Below are 15,841 nucleotides of genomic sequence, written 5' to 3' on the forward strand. Positions count from 1 at the left end.
TCCTACCCGTTCAGCGCCCTGGCGATGCCGTTGGCCACGGCATACTCCATGCGCTTCCAGTACTCTTCTTCCAGCCACTTGGCGGTGCCCATGTTTTCCACGGTGGGCTGCTGGCCGGGTAGCCAGCGAGTGGTCAGTGCCACCAGCTGGCTCAGCCCGCTTTCGCTCAGTCGTTCAGCGTGGGCGAGGGCTTTTTTACGGTGATCTCAACGTCCGGGCTGTACTCCTCCAGGAGCGCGCCGGCCAGTTGCATGGCCAGTACGGGGTTCTTCAGCAGGCCCTTGAGGGGGGCGCGCTGGTCCTGATGCACGGTGTTGCTCAGCAGGTTGGTGGCCGGAGCGACCTTGCTGGTCTGGGTGATGCTGTTGAAGTACTTGGTGACGTCGGCGGCATCCACGGTGAATTGGAAGTCGGCGTCGCCCACGGTCAGGGTGATTTCGCGGCGTTCGGTCATGGGGTATTCCTCGGGTCGGTGATGTGAAAAGCGGTGCACAGGCGTGCATAGTCCTGCAGGCCGAGGATCATCTGGCGGCTCAGCGCGAGCTCGTCGCGGAGGGCGAGATAATCCTGTCGAGCCTGGGCAGTGAGTTCGGGGGTTCCTGCATCAGCCACGCCGGCGGCGCCGGCAGGCTGGCAGGTGGCGTTGACGAGCAGCCGCTGCTGGCCAGCAGCAACAGCAGCGCGCAGACGGTCGTTTTCGGCCTTGGCATGGGTCAGTTCCCGGGTGTGTTGGTTGTCCAGCGCGGCAGCCTCGGCCGCGAGGGCGCGCTGCAGGCGCAGGGTTTCGGCCAGGCTGGCGGCACGGGCCGTGGCCTGCTGGTGTTTTTCCTGGGCGGCGCCCAGCGCGGCGCTCTTCGAGCCGTAGGCGGCGTGCAAGCTGTACAGCGCCAGGGCCAGCGCAGCGCAGAGGATGGCCAGGACCCGGGTCACAACCCCACCTCGCACAGCTCCCGCTCAGCAGCTCGCCGGCGCACCAGGCCGGCCAGCTCGCGGCCACCGGCGAACACCCAGCGGCTCAGCTCGGCGCAGGCACCGGCCACGTCGCCCGCATTGAGCAGGCGCAGCAGGGTGGAGCGAGCAAACGCGCCGGCGCCGACGTTGTAGGTGAACGAGGCCAGGGCGGCCCGGCGGGTGTCCGGCTGCGGGTGCAGGGTGTGGCGGTCCACGGCGGCCAGCGCCGCACCCAGCTCACCAGCCAGCAGCGCATCGCATTCGGCGTCGGTGGCGGTCTGGCCCAGGCTCACGCCTGCGGTGATGCCGTCGCAGAGGGTGGGGATGCCCACCGGGTCCAGGTACGCAACCAGGCTGCGTCCCTCGAACCAGGTCACCAGCGCACCGGCCATGCCCATGGCACCGGCCAGGGCGCCGGCGGCGATCTTCGTGCGCAGGCTCATGGCACAAATACCCGCAGCAAAGTTGGGCCGACCATTTGCAGGATCGCCCACAGCGTACTGGCGATGGCCAGTGCCCAGGTGATCTTGCGGCCGATGCCGGTTACTACATCGGTTAACGCCTGCTGCCCTTCGTTGAGCTGAGCCAACTGGCCGGACATATGCTCGAACTGCTGCTCCAACTTTGTCACGCGCGTCGGCACTGACTCGTGACGGTGCTCGATCTGGTGCAGTCGATGCTGGACGACAGCGAGATCACGCTCGATGGACCCCAGGCGGGCTTCAGGTGCGGTTGCAGTGCTCATCGTTGAGCCTCGAACTTCTCGAAAAGGGTTTGGCACGGCACGCAGCGGATGACGCCGCCGAACGCCTGGCGCTCGGCGGGGATCGGTTCGTCGCAGGTCAGGCAGGTTTCCCGGCTCGGCAGGTCCGTGCGGGCGCGGCGCAGCGCCGCCTCCAGAGCCTGCGCGCGGTCCCGCTCCTCGTAAGCCTGGGCGCGATCGAACCAGTCGGCCATCAGCGCAGGCCCTCGATCTCGGTGGCATCCAGGTAGGGCACGCCGTTGATGCGGATGAAGTCCGGACTGGTGACGTCGAACGGCACCTTGTGCTTGGTCTTCTCGCCACCCTTGGAGTCGATGTTCAGCAAGCTGGAAACCTTCAACTTGCAGCCGAAGGCCTCGACGCGCATTTCCTCAGTGCCAGCCTTGGCGAAGAACACCACGTCGGCCGGGTCCAGCTTGCGGAAGCTGCCGGCGCGGCCGGCGGCCTCGATCAGCAGGGCAAAGTTGTTGCTGTCCAGCTCGAACTCGCCGCTGGCCGAGACGTCGCCGTCCACATGGCCATTGGGCACGCCACGGTCCTGGGCCACGGCGCTGTTGTCGGTGATGTCGAGCGTGCAGGTCTCCACATGGATCTGCAGGTCGCTCAGGGTGATGTCGAAGTTCTTACCGCCAATGCGCGACATGGCTTATTGCTCCTCGGTGGAAAGGTCCAGGGCGATGTTCGCCGTCAGGTCCTTCGGGCAGTTGTAGGGGCGCACCTTGATGTAGGCCTCGACCTTGGTCTTGCTCATCCACACCAGCTCGATGTCGCCATCCTTGGGCGGCTCGATGTCACCGGGGAACTGCAGGCCCATGAACAGCACGGAGCGGCCCATCTCGCGCAGCGGCTTCATCAGCGCGGACTTTGTGGCGGCCATGCTGTTGGGTGTGTTGTTGACGGCGCGGTTTGCCACGCGCTGGATCAGCAGCAGGCGCACGCGGCGGGCGGCCTTGTCGGCAATGCGCAGGTACTCAACCACCTGGAAGTCACTGCCCGGGGCATCCAGCATGTTGCCGTCGCCCCAGAACACGCCGGGGTAGTCCGGGTAGGTCTGCGGCACCGAAAAGCGCGCCTTGTCCAGCTCGGCCAGGGTTGCCGACGGCAGCGGTACGTCGTTGGCGTCGCTGGGTTCCGGGCCGAGGCCCATCACCGCGCCGGTGGCCACGCGCATCGGGCTGTCGGCGATGCTGACGGCGGCGTTGGCCAGGCGACCGGCCAGCACACCGAGGTTGTTGCCATGCAGTTGCGGCACCACCAGCACGCGCGGCGCGGCCAGGCCGTCAACGATGGCTTTCTGTTCGGCCAGATAGCCGGACCAATCCTGCAGCTCGGTGATGCCAGCGGTGGCGGCCATGAAGAACACACGACGGCCGTACTGGTTGCCGATGGCGATGGCCTTGTCGTGCATCGCGCTCAGCTCGGCGCCGGTGGTCACCGGGGTGGTGATCACGATGGCCTCGGGCGAGACCTTGCGCATCGCCTGGTCAACGGCTTCGTCCCAGTCGTCGATCAGGGCCAGCGGCAGCGCCGCGCAGGCCCAGCGATCACCGCCGTTCTGGCGGGCGGCGATGATCTGGGTCTTGAGCTCGCTGGTTTGGACGCCCAGCTCAACGTCCAGGTCGCTGTCGGTATTGAGGGCCAGCACCTTGCCGGTGTTCGCCGCGCCGGTGCCGATGAAAAGGAAATAGCGCTCAATCTCGCTCACGGCACCCTGGCCGAGGTTGAGGTTGTTCACGCTGACTTTGCCGAGTGCCATAGGGTGCCTCGTTAGCGGGGAGAGTTGAGGATTTGCTGCAGCACCTGGTTCACAAGGAGTCGGGTGTCGCGGTCGTGGTTAGCACCGAGGAACTGGCGTTTTGGCAGGGAGATTTCCCAGCTCTGGGCGCCGGAAGACTCGGCCTTGTCGTTCTGCAGAATGCGGATCAGTAAGCCCGCCTGCTGGTACTGGACGTGTTCCACAATCCAGGCGGTGGAAGGCCGTACCAGACTCTTCTTGCCGGCCTGCCGCACCCTAAAACCCAGCCGGCGCAGGCGTTTTGCTTGCTTTTCCGTAGCGCCTTGGCCAGGGCGCACTTTGTTCCAGCGCCGCATCTGGGCCGCTGTCCGGCGCTCGCTGAGACCGTGGTGCTGTTGCGCGGCAATCCAGCGGGTCAAGCCGTTCCGCCAACCCAGGACGGCCTCGTCGGCATTGACGCGCGTCACCTGCAGCAGCTTGCCCAGGCCGGCCTCCATCTTCTTTTTGGCCTTGTCCGGGTTCTTGCGCGGTGCGAAGGGGCTGCCGTCGAGGTTCTTCTGATCGCGGATCCGTTGCCGGCTCATGGTCCGCACGCGCTTGGACACGTTGTTCAGCAGGCGCCGGCGGAGTTGCGGAGTCAGGTTCAGAAGTGCCAGTTGCTCGGCGATTCCCAGGTAGCCGCGGGCGTCCAGCTCGAAGGTGCTACGCGCCATGGCTATCCACCTCGCCTTGCTCCGCCACCCACAGGTCGAACGGCACGAACGCCCAGCGCTGGCCGAACGCCTCGATCTCGCCGGTGGGGTCTTCGCCCAGGTGCAGCGGCTCGACGAATTCCAGCGTCAGCTCCACGTCGAACAGGTCGTTGTCCAGCGGCTCGATGTCGAAGGTGGGCGCCGGCAGGTCGTCGTCGCGGTCGGCGTCGTGGTTCTCCAGCCAGCTGCCCACCAGGGCCATCAGGCGGCCCGGATGGTCGGCGAAGCGCTCCAGGACGATCACCGCCCGGTAGCGCTGGTTGCCCATCAGCAGGCCGGAGGTGGTCGGCTTCCACAGCAGCTCCAGCGTGACCTGCTCGGTCCAGCTGTCGAGCTGCTCGGCGCGCACCAGGCGGCGCTCCAGCAGGTGTCGGGTCAGGCCGCGCAGCTTGTTCACAGCAGCACCGCCGTGATCCGGCCGCGCCCCTGCAGGGTGCGCACCGCCTGTTGGCTGAAGGCCAGAAAGGTTTCGGCGCGTTCGGGCAGTTCCTTGCCGGTGTTCTCCGCCGACTCGCGGCGGTTCACCGTTGCGAACTGGGGCAGCAGGCTGGCCTTTGCGCGGCAATACACGGCGCGCTTGTAGGTGGCCGCCTGAACGCTGTCCGGTGCGGTGACGCCCCCCGCGAGCAGAGCGGCCTTGCGCCGGTCGAGATCCTGATTGACCTCAACCATGGCGGTGGTCAGGTCGGCGACCAGCAGCTCCACCAGGTACTCCGCTGGCAGGCGGTAGCCCTTCTGGAACTCGGACACGGAGAGGTTCGGCCAGAAACCGTCATTCTCGATCGCCTGTTCCACGAAGGTGGTGGGTTTGCCGGAAAAGCTCATCTGCTCGTCGCCAGGAATAGGGCGGGGTGGCTGTCGTTGGGGTTACTGGCTGCAAGCAGCCGGAACGCCAGGACAGGCCCCGCTGGGGGTGGGAAGTCGGTTACTTGGTGTCGTTGGATTGGTCAGATTGCTGTTTGCGCAGCGCCTTCTCGCACGCGGTGCGACGGGTGCTGACGCCGATCTCGGCATACAGGTCTTCGGCGCGGTCGAAGTGCTCGATGGCGACGGCCCAGTCCTCACGGTCCATGGCGAGCAGGCCGAGCAGCTTGTGGTAGCGGGCCGGAATGCGCTCGAACAGCTCCCAGGCGTCGAGCAGCGGCAGCAGGTTGGAGACGTAAGGCTCCGGACTGCGGCCGGCCTTGTGCTCGGCCTCGGCCCACTCGATCACCTCATCGGCGACAAAGGTCTGGATATCGCGGCGCTTGAAGCGCTCCGGCATCTGCTGGCCCTGTTCGATGGCGAACAGAGCCAACGCCAGTCCGTCCTCGAACTGGGCGGTGTCGAACAGCCAGACCAGCACATGCATCAGCACCGGGTTGGGGTAGTTCAGGCCGCTCTCGCGGTAGCGGCGCACGTAGTCCTGGTACTTGGGCAGCAGCTCGTCACGCTTGAGTTGCTGACGCAGCTCGCGGCTGTTGATCGCGCTGATGCGCTCCAGATCAACGGCCAGCGCGGTTTCCATCAGCTTCAGGTGCTTATGGGCGTTGGCCGGACTGTTCAGGGCATCGGCGGCGGTATAGGCAGTCGTGGCCGGGGCCGAACGGGTGGGGGCACCACCCGCCAGCACGCGGCGCTTATGGGCCAGGGCCAGGCTCATCAGATCAGCTCCAGGTTGGCGGCTTCGATCATGGCGAACTTGCCCAGCTGCTCGATGACATAGCCCTCGTTGCGGCCGTTGTAGTCCTCGACGCGGGAACGCTTGGGGTTCTCGATCAGATGGCGGCGCCAGGAGCTGTCCTGGTAGTACAGCGACAGGTTGTCCCAGCTGGTGATCACCACGCCGGTGGCCGGGAAGAACGGCACCATGAACGCCGGCAGGCCGCCGTAGGTGGCGATCACCTGCTGTTCCTCGATGCGTTCCTTCTCGGTCGGCGTGCCGGCCTGGTTGGCGTACAGCTTGGCCTTGTCGTTGGCCAGCAGATCGCTGCCGATGATGGCCACCAGGTCGCCCGCGTCGCGGAAGACCGGATCGATCATCTGCTTCACGTCGTGCACCAGGGCGTCCAGGTTGGCGTAGTCGCCGCCAGCGCCCAGGGTGATCTTGCCGGGTGTGGCACCTTCGCTCAGCACCTGCTGCGGGATCTGCTCGCGGGCGATCTGCAACCAGCCCTTGTTCACGTCCTGGAGCATCGGGTTGGCCACGATGTCGCTCTGGATCGCGGCGCTGATGCCGTTGAAGCCGATCATGATGCGGTCCAGCGCGATCTGTTTCTGAACGGCGGCGGTGTAGCGCTGCTGGAAGTCCGGGAACTTGGCCCAGCTGTCGATGGTGGCGAACGGCAGGCCGACGTCGGACTCGGTGTGGAACAGCTCGTAGCCGAGCGCATCCAGATCGACCATGTCCTTGGCCACGCGGTCGGTGGTCTTGGTGTTGGTGCGACTGGTGACCGGACCACTGACGCCGATCATGACCTTCTGGCCCTTCAGCTCGGAGACCGGCACCACGTTGATGCGCTGCAGGAAGTCCGATTTCTCGGTGATTCGGTCGTTGAGCTCCTGGGACAGCGACGGCTCCACCGCGAACATGCGGGTGGCATCCTCGACGCCGTAAGACTCGGCCATGGCGGCCTGCAGGGCGAAGTACTGCGTTTGCGCAGCGACGGAAAGGGCTCGGCTCATTACAGCACCTTCTTCTTGGCGGGGGCTTGCGCGCCGGTGGTGCGCGGCACCTGGCGGCCCTGGGCGGTGTTTTTCATGGTGCTGAACTGTTTCTCCAGTTCGGTGATGCGCGCGGTCAACGTCGCGTTGGCCTTCTTGAGGCGGCTGAACTCGCGTTCCTCTTCGGCCTCTTCGAGGATCTCGGCCACGGCCTCTTCGACTGCGGCGACCTGCTCTTCGGTTGTGGAGGTGTCTACCTCCTCGGTAGCCGGTACCACGATGGCTTGCAGGCCAGTGGCGACAGCCAGTAACTGCTCGCTCAGCGCGGCCAGCGCCTTGGCGGTAGCTTCATCCATTTGGGGGTTGCTCTCGGTTGGGGTTTGCGTGGGGGGGGTGTCGGCCGGCTTGGTGTCGTCGGCGCCGTCGGCGAAGCGCTTGAATAGGCGGGTCAGGGCGTCGATCAAGCCCGTTTCGGAGGCGTTGCGGCGCGAGTCGTCAAGGGCGCCCAGCTCCTGGGAGGCGGCGAAGTACGCGGTCTGGCTGGACTTGCGGGAGAAATACAGCTCCTGGGTGCCCAGGCTGGCTGGCTGGTCGGTGACGGCCAGGCCGGTGAGATAGCACTTGCCGGAGTTGGCGAAGTTCGGGGTGATCTCGATGCTGGTGAACAGCTTTTCGCCCTGGTCGTTTAGGTACAGCAGGCGATCGTTCGGCTTCAGCTGGGCTTCCAGGGCCACCTGGCCGGATTCCAGCTCGGGGTCATCCTCGACCAGACGCACGGCAAACACGGTGCCGTGGGAGCCCATCCAGCGCTCATGCTCCGACCAGATCACGGCGGTGTAGCGAGAGGGCTTGTAGGTCTCGGCGATTTCCCGCAGCTCCTGCGGCGTGATCACGCGACCGTCAGCGGTGGGGCCGCTGGTGGCGACACGTTTCCAGTACGAAACGAGGGAGCGAGGCATGAGGGTGACGGGGCTCTGTACGGTGCTTGGAGCCCCATCATGGGCAGCGCCGCAACCCCGGAAAAGCGCGTCGATTGCGCGAAATTCCTAAATCTGTGAAATAGGAAATTCGCGCAATTTTCGTAGGCGTTGGCCGCGTGTTGGCTGCTTAGACTGCGCCAATGTCCTACTCTACCGAAGTCAAGGAAGCCGCCAAACGCCTTTATTTGCGCCGCTGCAAGCCGCGCGAAATTCAGGCTCAGCTCGGTTTGCCCAACATCCGTATCGTTTACTACTGGATCGCCCGGGGCGGCTGGGATGAGCTGCTGACGGACGAGGAGCCGCTGAGCGCGGTCAGCCGGCGTATCACCCTGCTGCTGGAGAAAACCGAGGCGCTGAGCAAGGGCGACCTGGACGAGCTGGAGCGGTTGACCAGTATTCGAGAGAAGTTGCTGAAACAGTCACGGCCGCCGGCGAGCGCAGCGCCCGCGGCTGACGACGGCCCGGCTCCCGCACCCGGTGCCGGCCGGGGCGAGCGGCGGCCGCGTGGGGAAGGCGGCAAGCGTAAGGAAAAGCCCCTCAAGAACGACATCAGCGCCCTGACCGAAGTGGACTTCCTGGAGAAGTTCACCAGCCGCATGTTCGCCTACCAGATGGAGCTGTTCGAGGCGAAGCGCAACCCGCTGACCGCGCGTATCCGCAACATCCTCAAGAGTCGCCAGATCGGCCTGACCTACTACTTCGCCGCCGAAGCGTTCATGGACGCGGTGCTGACCGGCGACAACCAGATGTTCCTGTCGGCCAGCCGGGCTCAGTCGGAAATCTTCCGCAGCTACATCGTCAAGTTCGCCGCAGAGTGGTTCGACATCAACCTGACCGGCAATCCCATCGTGCTGAGCAAGGACGGCAAGCCGTGGGCCGAACTGCGCTTCTTGAGCACGAACAGCAGCACCGCCCAAGGCCACCATGGCCACGTCTACATCGACGAGTATTTCTGGATCAGGGACTTCGCCAAGCTAAGCGATCTGGCCGGCGCCATGGCGTCCCATGACAAGTGGCGCAAGACGTACTTCTCTACGCCCAGCGCCGTCACCCACCAGGCCTACCCGTTCTGGACCGGCGAGGAGTTCCGCAACGACAAGCGCGGCAAGAAGGCCGGCCCATGGCCGAGCGACGCCCAGATCCACGCCGGCGTGCTGTGTCCGGACGGCCAGTGGCGCAAGGTCATTACCGTCGAGGATGCCAAGGTCGGCGGCTGTAACTTGTTCAACATCGAGCGCCTGCGTCTGGAAATCAACGAAGACACGTTCGATCAGCTCTACATGTGCAAGTTTATCGACAGCACGATGAGCGCCTTCGCCCTGGTCGACCTGGAGCGTTGCTACTCGGACCTTGCGTTGTGGACCGACTACGACCCCGAGTCCGATCGTCCGTTCGGCAATAGCCCCGTCTGGCTCGGCTACGACCCGAGCCGCACCCGCGACGACGCCACCTGTGTGGTGGTGGCCCCGCCCCTGGAGCAGGGTGGCAAGTTCCGCATCCTGGAGAAGTACTCCTGGCGGGGCACGTCGTTCACTCACCAGGCCGCGCAGGTGAAGAAGCTCTGCGAGCGCTTCAACGTCCAACACATCGGCATCGACATCACCGGCGTCGGCTATGGCGTGTTCGACCTAGTGCGCGACTTCTACCCGCGCGCCACACCCATCCACTACAGCCTGGAAGCCAAGAACACCCTGGTGCTCAAGGCGCAAGACACCATCCAGGGCAGCCGCATTGAATGGGACGCCGGCTGGAGCGAAGTGGCGGCCGCGTTCCTGTCGATCAAGCGTGGCACCACCGCCAGCGGCCAGATCACCTACAGCGCCTCGCGCACCGAGGCCACCGGCCACGCCGACGTGGCCTGGGCAATCATGCACGCCCTGGCGCACGAACCCCTCAACACCAACAAGCGGCGCCGCAGCCGCTACGCAATGAGCAGCCAGAGCAGCCATGTCCAGACGTCGCCCCGCAAGAAACCAGCCGCCAGCCAGCCGCAAGCCCGCACGGATGTTCACGTTCGGCGCGCCGGAGTCGGTGCTGACCGACAACTACGCCGCCTACCTGGGCGTGTTTGCCAGCGACGACGGCAGGCTCTACACCCCGCCGGTGTCCAAGGCGGGGCTGGCCAAGCTGCTGCGCGCCAACGCGCACCACGGCGCCATTCCCAAGTTCAAGCGCAACCTGCTGCTGCGTGAGTTCATCCCCAGTGCCGGGTTCTCGGCGCGCACCATGGCCCGCGCTGCGCTGGACTATGTGGTGTTTGGCGAAGCCTATCTCTACTGCCGCACCAGCCTGTTCGGCGAGGTGCTGGAGGTCGAGCACCTGCCCTCGATCAACATGCGGGTGAAAGTGGATGGCGGCTTCGTGATGCTGCTGCCCAACGGGCGAGAAGAGGAGTTCGAGGCGGATGAGGTTATCCACGTCATGGACTACGACGTGGAGCAGAACATCTACGGGGTACCAGACTACCTGGGCGGCATGCAGGCGCTGCTGCTCAACGAGGCCGCCACCCTGTTTCGTCGCCGCTACTACAGCAATGGCGCCCACGCGGGGTACATCTTCTACACCAACGACCCGGACCTGTCAGAGGAGGACGAAGAGGAGCTGCGCGCGCAGATCAGCGCAAGCAAGGGCGTGGGGAATTTCCGCTCGATGTTCGTGAACATCCCGGGCGGTACCGAGAAGGCCATCCAGATCATTCCGGTGGGTGACTTCCAGGCCAAGGATGAGCTGGAAAAGGTGAAGAACATCACCCGCAACGACGTCATCGCCGCCTGGCGCATGAACCCCGCCCTGGCCGGCATCATCCCCGAGAACACCGGTGGCTTCGGCGACATCGAGAAGATAGACCGCGTCTACACCGCCAACGAGATCCGGCCCATCTGCCGGGTGTTCGACGAGGTCAACGAAGTGCTGCGGGCGGATCGGCGGTTTGGGTGGCGGGAAGTGGTACAGCACAACATGGAGTAGTGAGTGCTGTATGCCTATACAGCATGTGGGTATAATGGCGACGTGGCAGTAGACGGGGAGGATGTCATGCGAATCAACTGCAAAGCGTGTGGACACAAGGCGCGGATCAGCTCACGGAACGAACTGTCGCCGACATTCATCGACCTGTACTGCCAGTGCCTGGACGTGAACTGCGGGCACACGTTCGTGATGAGTCTGACCTACTCGCGCACCCTGCGGCCCTCGGCCGGTGCGATTGATCAGTTGCTGTTCGACCGCTTGAGCCAACTGCCGGCATCGCAACAGCGTCAGCTGTTTGATCAGCTGTCCACAAACTAGAAGGAGCGGTAGGGCGGATGTTGGCGCATCCGACCTACCGTCGAACCTGCAGACCATCCCTGCAAGCCCAACCAAGGCTCCCGCCTCGTGCACGAAGCGCGGCGAGCCTAACACTGTTTATTTATCCAGTAAAAGGCTTGCTTATGAGCGCACCTATCGTTCCTTGGCTTGGCGGCAAACGCCGCCTGGCCGATCGCCTCATCCCGCTATTCCCGCAGCATGAGTGTTACGTCGAAGCATTTGCTGGCGGTGCCGCGCTTTTCTTCATGCGACCGCAGCCTGCCCCCGTTGAGGTGCTGAATGACCTCAACGGGGATCTGGTGTGCCTCTACCGGGTAGTGCAAAACCACCTGGAAGAGTTTGTCCGCCAGTTCAAGTGGGCGCTATCCAGTCGACAGATCTTCGAGTGGCAGAAGATGACCCGTCCCGAAACGCTTACCGATATTCAGCGGGCGGCGCGGTTCTTCTACCTGCAGCAGCATGCGTTCGGTGGCAAGGTCAGCGGGCAGAGTTTCGGCACCGCTACCACCGGTCCGGCAATCAACCTGCTTCGTATTGAGGAGAACCTGTCAGCGGCGTGGCAGCGGCTGGCTGGGGTGTACGTGGAAAACTTGTCCTGGCTGCAGTGTGCCGAGCGCTACGATCGGCCGCACACCTTCCACTACATGGACCCGCCCTACTGGGCGACGGAAGGCTACGGGGTGGACTTCCCGTTCGAGGAATATGTGGTGATGGCCGATTTCATGCGGCGCTGCAAAGGAAAGGTGATGGTGAGCATCAATGACCACCCGGATATTCGGCGGGCGTTCGATGGTTTTCACATCGAGCAGACCGACATCCGCTACAGCTGCACGAATCAAAGGAAGGGAAAGGCTGAGCTGACTGGCGAGCTGATCATCATGAACTGGGAGCCGGCAGCGCTAGGCGGGTTATTCGACGGGATCTAAAGCGGTATAGATATGTGATCGCTCGGGCAACCAAGGCTCACGAAGCCGACTTTGGGCGTGGAGGTGCTGGACATGCGGGTGAAACCTCTGTGGCGCTGACGGGCGCCTCTGATCAAAAAGTGCGCGATTTTAGCGGCAGGTTGGAAACCTGAACAGACGGAATCACGGTTTTTTTCCTGAGCGGCCAGGCCCATGCGGTGAATCGCGCGCAAACGAAAAAGGCCACTCGATTGAGTGGCCTTTCTTCGTGATTCTGGTTGCGGGAGCTGGATTTGAACCAACGACCTTCGGGTTATGAGCCCGACGAGCTACCAGACTGCTCCATCCCGCGCCGGCCATTCTACTTATCAATGAGGGGCTGTCAATCAATAGTTTTAAAATCAGCCACTTGCGAAGGTTTCCAGGACGCGGAAACGAGAAAGGCCACTCGATTGAGTGGCCTTTCTGCGTGAATCTGGTTGCGGGAGCAGGATTTGAACCTACGACCTTCGGGTTATGAGCCCGACGAGCTACCAGACTGCTCCATCCCGCGCCGGCCATTCTACTTATTAATAAGAGGCTGTCAATCAATAGTTTTTAAAAAGCCGCCAGCCACGTTTCCGGGCGCTGAAACGAAAAAGGCCACTCGATTTGAGTGGCCTTTCTTCGTGATTCTGGTTGCGGGAGCTGGATTTGAACCAACGACCTTCGGGTTATGAGCCCGACGAGCTACCAGACTGCTCCATCCCGCGCCGGCCATTCTACGCGCCGAAGGATGGCTGTCAACCTTTGATTGCGAAAAAGCCTTTTGCCATCAGCCTCTTGCGCGTTCACCGGGGTGGTAGACTGCCGGCTCCACGCCACACCTGGCGGCGCTTTCGGCCCTGAATACCGTGCGCAAGATCATCCATATCGACTGCGATTGCTTCTACGCCGCCATCGAGATGCGCGACGATCCGCGCCTGGCTGGGCGGCCGCTGGCGGTGGGTGGTTCGCCGGAGCAGCGCGGCGTGGTCGCCACCTGCAACTACGAGGCGCGTGCCTGGGGTATCCATTCGGCAATGCCGATGCGCACCGCGCTCAAGCTTTGCCCGGACCTCAATGTGGTGCGCCCGCGTATGGACGCGTACCGGGAAGTGTCCCGGGAGATTCACGGCATCTTCCGTGACTACACCGATCAGATCGAGCCGTTGTCGCTGGATGAGGCCTATCTGGATGTGTCCAGCGCGACCCATCACGGCGGGAGCGGCACCCTGATCGCTCGCGAAATCCGCCAGCGGGTCTGGGAACAGTTACGCATCACCGTGTCCGCCGGGGTGGCGCCCAATAAGTTCCTGGCCAAGATCGCCAGCGACTGGCGCAAGCCCAACGGCTTGTTCGTGATTACTCCGGACGAGGTGGAGGCGTTCGTGGCCGAGCTGCCGGTCGGCAAGCTGCACGGCGTTGGCAAGGTGACCGCCGAGCGCCTGACCCGCCTGGGTATCCGCACCTGCCGGGAGCTGCGCGAGTGGGACCGGCTGGCGCTACTGCGCGAGTTCGGCAGTTTTGGCGAGCGGCTGTGGCATCTGGCGCGCGGTATCGACGAACGCCCGGTGCAGGTGGACAGCCGTCGTCAGTCACTGAGCGTGGAGACTACCTTCGATCAGGATCTGCCGAATCTTGCGGCCTGCCTGGCCGAGTTGCCCGATCTATACGACGAGTTGCAGCGCCGGCTGACGCGCCTGGACCAGAGCTACCGGATCGGCAAGCCGTTCGTGAAGCTCAAGTTCCACGACTTCACCCAGACCACCCTCGAACAGGCCGGCGCTGGCTGGGACCCGGACAGCTACCGGTTGCTGCTTGGCCAGGCTTTCGCCCGAGGCGACAAGCCGGTGCGGCTGATTGGCCTGGGCGTGCGACTGGTGGATCTGCAGGGCGTGCAGGAGCAACTGCGCCTGTTCTAGTCGAAGGCGAAATGCTCTGCCGGCAGCTCCATGATCTTCTCCGCCGGGCTGAGCATGCCGGTGGCATGGGCCTTGGCGCGCGGCAGCAGGCGGCTGAAGTAGAAGTCGCTGGTGGCCAGCTTGGCCTGGTAGAAATCCAGCGATTCCAGCCCGCCGTCGCGCATGCGCTGGCGGGCGGCGCGCTCCTGCAGGGCCCAGGAATACGCCAGGGTCACGTAGCCGGCGTACATCAGAAAGTCGTGGCTGGCGGTGCCGACCAGGTCGCGCTGCTTGCGGGCGATCAGAGCGATGCGCAGGGTCAGCCAGTTCCATTGCGCGCAGAGCCTGAGCAGCGTCAGCGCCTTGCCGCGCATGCCCGGCTCCTCCTTGAGCAGCGTCCAGGCCAGCGCGGCGATGTCGCCGGTGAACTGGCGCACGGCCTTGCCCCGGGTCATCAGCAGCACCTTGCGACCCAGCAGGTCGAGGGCCTGGATCCCGGTGGTGCCCTCATAGAGCGTGGCGATGCGCGCGTCGCGGACGATCTGTTCCATGCCGTGCTCGCGGATGTAGCCGTGCCCGCCGTACACCTGCATGCCCAGGTTGGCGGCTTCCAGGCCCAGCTCGGTCAGGCAGCCCTTGAGGATCGGGGTGAGGAAGCCCAGCTTGTCGTCCCAGTGGGCCTGCTTGGCGCTGTCGCCGGCGAGGATGCCCTCGATCATGCGATCGGCGTACTGGGCGGCCAGGTAGACCAGCATCCGGCCGCCTTCGGCGACGGCCTTCTGGACCAGCAGCATGCGCCGCACGTCGCCGTGATTCAGCAGGGCGTCGGCGACCTGCTGTGGTTCCTTGGTGCCGGACAACGCGCGCATCGAGCGGCGCTCGCGAGCGTAGGCCAGCGAGCCCTGGTAGGCCAGCTCTGCGGTGGCCACGCCCTGGATGGCGGTGCCAATGCGCGCGCTGTTCATGAAGGTGAACATGCACTCCAGGCCCTGGTTGGGCGGGCCGACCAGGTAGCCGGTGGCGGCGTCGAAGTTCATCACGCAGGTCGCCGAGGCCTTGATGCCCATCTTCTTTTCCAGCGCGCCGCAGGTGACGCCGTTGCGCGCACCCAGGCTGCCGTCGGCATCGACCAGGAACTTGGGCACGATGAACAGGCTGATGCCGCGGGTGCCCTTGGGCGCGTCGGGCAGGCGCGCCAGCACGATGTGGATGATGTTCTCGGTCAGGTCGTGCTCGCCGCTGGAGATGAAGATCTTGGTGCCGGTCAGTGCATAGCTGCCGTCCGCGTTGGCTTCGGCGCGGGTCTTCACCTGGCCGAGGTCGGTGCCGCACTGCGGCTCGGTGAGGCACATGGTGCCGGCCCAGCGCCCCTCGGTGAGCGGCGGCAGGTAGGTGGCCTTCTGTTCATCGCTGCCGTGCATCATCAGCGTGTTCATGGCGCCCAGGGAAAGCCCCGGATACATGGCGAACGGCCAGTTGGCGGTGCCGAGCATCTCCTGCTTGATGGCGCCGAGGCTCATCGGCAGGCCCTGGCCACCGTACTCGACCGGGTGCGACAAGCCCTGCCAGCCGCCTTCCACAAAGGCCTGGTAGGCCTCCTTGAATCCCTGGGGAGTGCGGACTTCACCGTTCTCCCAATGGCAGCCTTCTTCGTCGCCGGAATGGTAGAGCGGGGCGATCACGTCTTCGCAGAGGCGGGCGCACTCGTCCAGGATCGCCTCGACCACATCGGGCGTCGCCTCGGCGCCGGCAGCCAGGGCGCCATAGTGGGCGGGGTAATCCAGCACTTCGTTGAGCAGGAAACGGATGTCACGCAGCGGAGCTTTGTAGGCGGGCATGTTCGGTCTCGACGGGTGGAACGACGCGGCGAGTTATACGAGCGTG

At 64.5% G+C, this 15,841-nt stretch carries 20 protein-coding genes and 3 tRNA genes; 5 read left to right on the top strand and 18 right to left on the bottom strand.

Features of this window, described 5'->3' with window-relative positions; genetic code table 11:
• Positions 1 to 2: 2 nt before the first annotated feature.
• The 14 genes from SF06_RS18495 to SF06_RS03475 form a co-directional block, all read right to left on the bottom strand.
• The gene (locus SF06_RS18495) at positions 3 to 146 is read right to left on the bottom strand and encodes a DUF6890 family protein (RefSeq protein ID WP_437123610.1); all 144 of its coding nucleotides are present in this window, start codon (positions 144 to 146) and stop codon (positions 3 to 5) included.
• Positions 147 to 166: 20 nt separating this feature from the next.
• A complete protein-coding gene (locus SF06_RS03415) occupies positions 167 to 454 on the bottom strand; it encodes a putative phage tail assembly chaperone (RefSeq protein ID WP_039559984.1) in 288 nt (95 codons plus the stop codon).
• Positions 451 to 930, bottom strand: a complete 480-nt coding sequence (locus tag SF06_RS17695; RefSeq protein WP_052199693.1) for a lysis system i-spanin subunit Rz — start codon at positions 928 to 930, stop codon at positions 451 to 453. Before SF06_RS17695 ends, SF06_RS03415 begins: the two co-directional genes overlap by 4 nt.
• Positions 927 to 1,394 (bottom strand): lysozyme, encoded by a 468-nt coding sequence (locus tag SF06_RS03425; protein ID WP_039559985.1) that lies wholly within the window; start codon positions 1,392 to 1,394, stop codon positions 927 to 929. Before SF06_RS03425 ends, SF06_RS17695 begins: the two co-directional genes overlap by 4 nt.
• Entirely contained in the window at positions 1,391 to 1,696 is a 306-nt protein-coding gene (locus tag SF06_RS03430) for a hypothetical protein (RefSeq protein WP_039559986.1), read from the bottom strand. The genes SF06_RS03425 and SF06_RS03430 overlap by 4 nt, the downstream gene beginning before the upstream one ends.
• Positions 1,693 to 1,908, bottom strand: coding sequence for a TraR/DksA C4-type zinc finger protein (locus SF06_RS03435; RefSeq protein ID WP_039559987.1), 216 nt, complete (start codon positions 1,906 to 1,908; stop codon positions 1,693 to 1,695). Before SF06_RS03435 ends, SF06_RS03430 begins: the two co-directional genes overlap by 4 nt.
• Positions 1,908 to 2,357, bottom strand: a complete 450-nt coding sequence (locus tag SF06_RS03440; protein WP_039559988.1) for a phage protein — start codon at positions 2,355 to 2,357, stop codon at positions 1,908 to 1,910. The genes SF06_RS03435 and SF06_RS03440 overlap by 1 nt, the downstream gene beginning before the upstream one ends.
• Before the next feature lie 3 nt (positions 2,358 to 2,360).
• Positions 2,361 to 3,470 carry a DUF2586 domain-containing protein gene (locus tag SF06_RS03445; RefSeq protein ID WP_039559990.1) on the bottom strand — a complete coding sequence of 370 codons (1,110 nt, stop codon included), beginning with the start codon at positions 3,468 to 3,470 and terminating at the stop codon, positions 2,361 to 2,363.
• 11 nt (positions 3,471 to 3,481) lie between these two features.
• Positions 3,482 to 4,162 (bottom strand): phage virion morphogenesis family protein, encoded by a 681-nt coding sequence (locus tag SF06_RS03450; protein WP_039559991.1) that lies wholly within the window; start codon positions 4,160 to 4,162, stop codon positions 3,482 to 3,484.
• On the bottom strand, positions 4,152 to 4,598 hold the full coding sequence (locus tag SF06_RS03455; RefSeq protein ID WP_039559992.1) for a phage tail protein: 447 nt from the start codon (positions 4,596 to 4,598) through the stop codon (positions 4,152 to 4,154). The genes SF06_RS03450 and SF06_RS03455 overlap by 11 nt, the downstream gene beginning before the upstream one ends.
• A complete protein-coding gene (locus tag SF06_RS03460) occupies positions 4,595 to 5,026 on the bottom strand; it encodes a head completion/stabilization protein (protein ID WP_039559994.1) in 432 nt (143 codons plus the stop codon). Before SF06_RS03460 ends, SF06_RS03455 begins: the two co-directional genes overlap by 4 nt.
• A 100-nt stretch (positions 5,027 to 5,126) precedes the next feature.
• Positions 5,127 to 5,843, bottom strand: a complete 717-nt coding sequence (gene gpM, locus SF06_RS03465) for a phage terminase small subunit (protein ID WP_039559996.1) — start codon at positions 5,841 to 5,843, stop codon at positions 5,127 to 5,129.
• On the bottom strand, positions 5,843 to 6,865 hold the full coding sequence (locus SF06_RS03470) for a phage major capsid protein, P2 family (protein WP_039559997.1): 1,023 nt from the start codon (positions 6,863 to 6,865) through the stop codon (positions 5,843 to 5,845). The genes gpM and SF06_RS03470 overlap by 1 nt, the downstream gene beginning before the upstream one ends.
• Positions 6,865 to 7,803, bottom strand: a complete 939-nt coding sequence (locus tag SF06_RS03475) for a GPO family capsid scaffolding protein (RefSeq protein ID WP_039559999.1) — start codon at positions 7,801 to 7,803, stop codon at positions 6,865 to 6,867. Before SF06_RS03475 ends, SF06_RS03470 begins: the two co-directional genes overlap by 1 nt.
• A gap of 161 nt (positions 7,804 to 7,964) precedes the next feature.
• On the opposite strand from SF06_RS03475, the gene SF06_RS03480 reads away from it, so the two are divergent.
• From SF06_RS03480 to SF06_RS03495, 4 genes are all read left to right on the top strand, one after another.
• The gene (locus SF06_RS03480) at positions 7,965 to 10,016 is read left to right on the top strand and encodes a terminase large subunit domain-containing protein (protein WP_039560000.1); all 2,052 of its coding nucleotides are present in this window, start codon (positions 7,965 to 7,967) and stop codon (positions 10,014 to 10,016) included.
• Positions 9,928 to 10,791, top strand: a complete 864-nt coding sequence (locus tag SF06_RS18645) for a phage portal protein (RefSeq protein WP_039560002.1) — start codon at positions 9,928 to 9,930, stop codon at positions 10,789 to 10,791. Before SF06_RS03480 ends, SF06_RS18645 begins: the two co-directional genes overlap by 89 nt.
• 66 nt (positions 10,792 to 10,857) lie before the next feature.
• The gene (locus SF06_RS03490) at positions 10,858 to 11,109 is read left to right on the top strand and encodes an Ogr/Delta-like zinc finger protein (protein ID WP_039560003.1); all 252 of its coding nucleotides are present in this window, start codon (positions 10,858 to 10,860) and stop codon (positions 11,107 to 11,109) included.
• Between the two features lie 143 nt (positions 11,110 to 11,252).
• Positions 11,253 to 12,056 carry a DNA adenine methylase gene (locus SF06_RS03495; RefSeq protein ID WP_039560004.1) on the top strand — a complete coding sequence of 268 codons (804 nt, stop codon included), beginning with the start codon at positions 11,253 to 11,255 and terminating at the stop codon, positions 12,054 to 12,056.
• 254 nt (positions 12,057 to 12,310) lie between these two features.
• Here SF06_RS03495 and SF06_RS03500 read toward each other — a convergent pair.
• From SF06_RS03500 to SF06_RS03510, 3 genes are all read right to left on the bottom strand, one after another.
• Positions 12,311 to 12,387 (bottom strand) — tRNA-Met (locus SF06_RS03500).
• A gap of 124 nt (positions 12,388 to 12,511) precedes the next feature.
• Positions 12,512 to 12,588 (bottom strand) — tRNA-Met (locus SF06_RS03505).
• Positions 12,589 to 12,710: 122 nt separating this feature from the next.
• Positions 12,711 to 12,787 (bottom strand) — tRNA-Met (locus SF06_RS03510).
• Between the two features lie 141 nt (positions 12,788 to 12,928).
• On the opposite strand from SF06_RS03510, the gene dinB reads away from it, so the two are divergent.
• Positions 12,929 to 13,978: a DNA polymerase IV gene (dinB, locus tag SF06_RS03515; RefSeq protein WP_039560006.1), complete on the top strand. Its 1,050-nt coding sequence runs from the start codon at positions 12,929 to 12,931 to the stop codon at positions 13,976 to 13,978.
• On the opposite strand, the gene SF06_RS03520 is transcribed toward dinB, so the two are convergent.
• Positions 13,975 to 15,795, bottom strand: a complete 1,821-nt coding sequence (locus SF06_RS03520) for an acyl-CoA dehydrogenase C-terminal domain-containing protein (RefSeq protein ID WP_039560007.1) — start codon at positions 15,793 to 15,795, stop codon at positions 13,975 to 13,977. The genes dinB and SF06_RS03520 overlap by 4 nt on opposite strands.
• Positions 15,796 to 15,841 lie beyond the last annotated feature (46 nt).

This window comes from Pseudomonas flexibilis, from assembly GCF_000802425.1.
In the GTDB taxonomy this organism is placed as follows: Bacteria; Pseudomonadota; Gammaproteobacteria; order Pseudomonadales; family Pseudomonadaceae; genus Serpens; species Serpens flexibilis.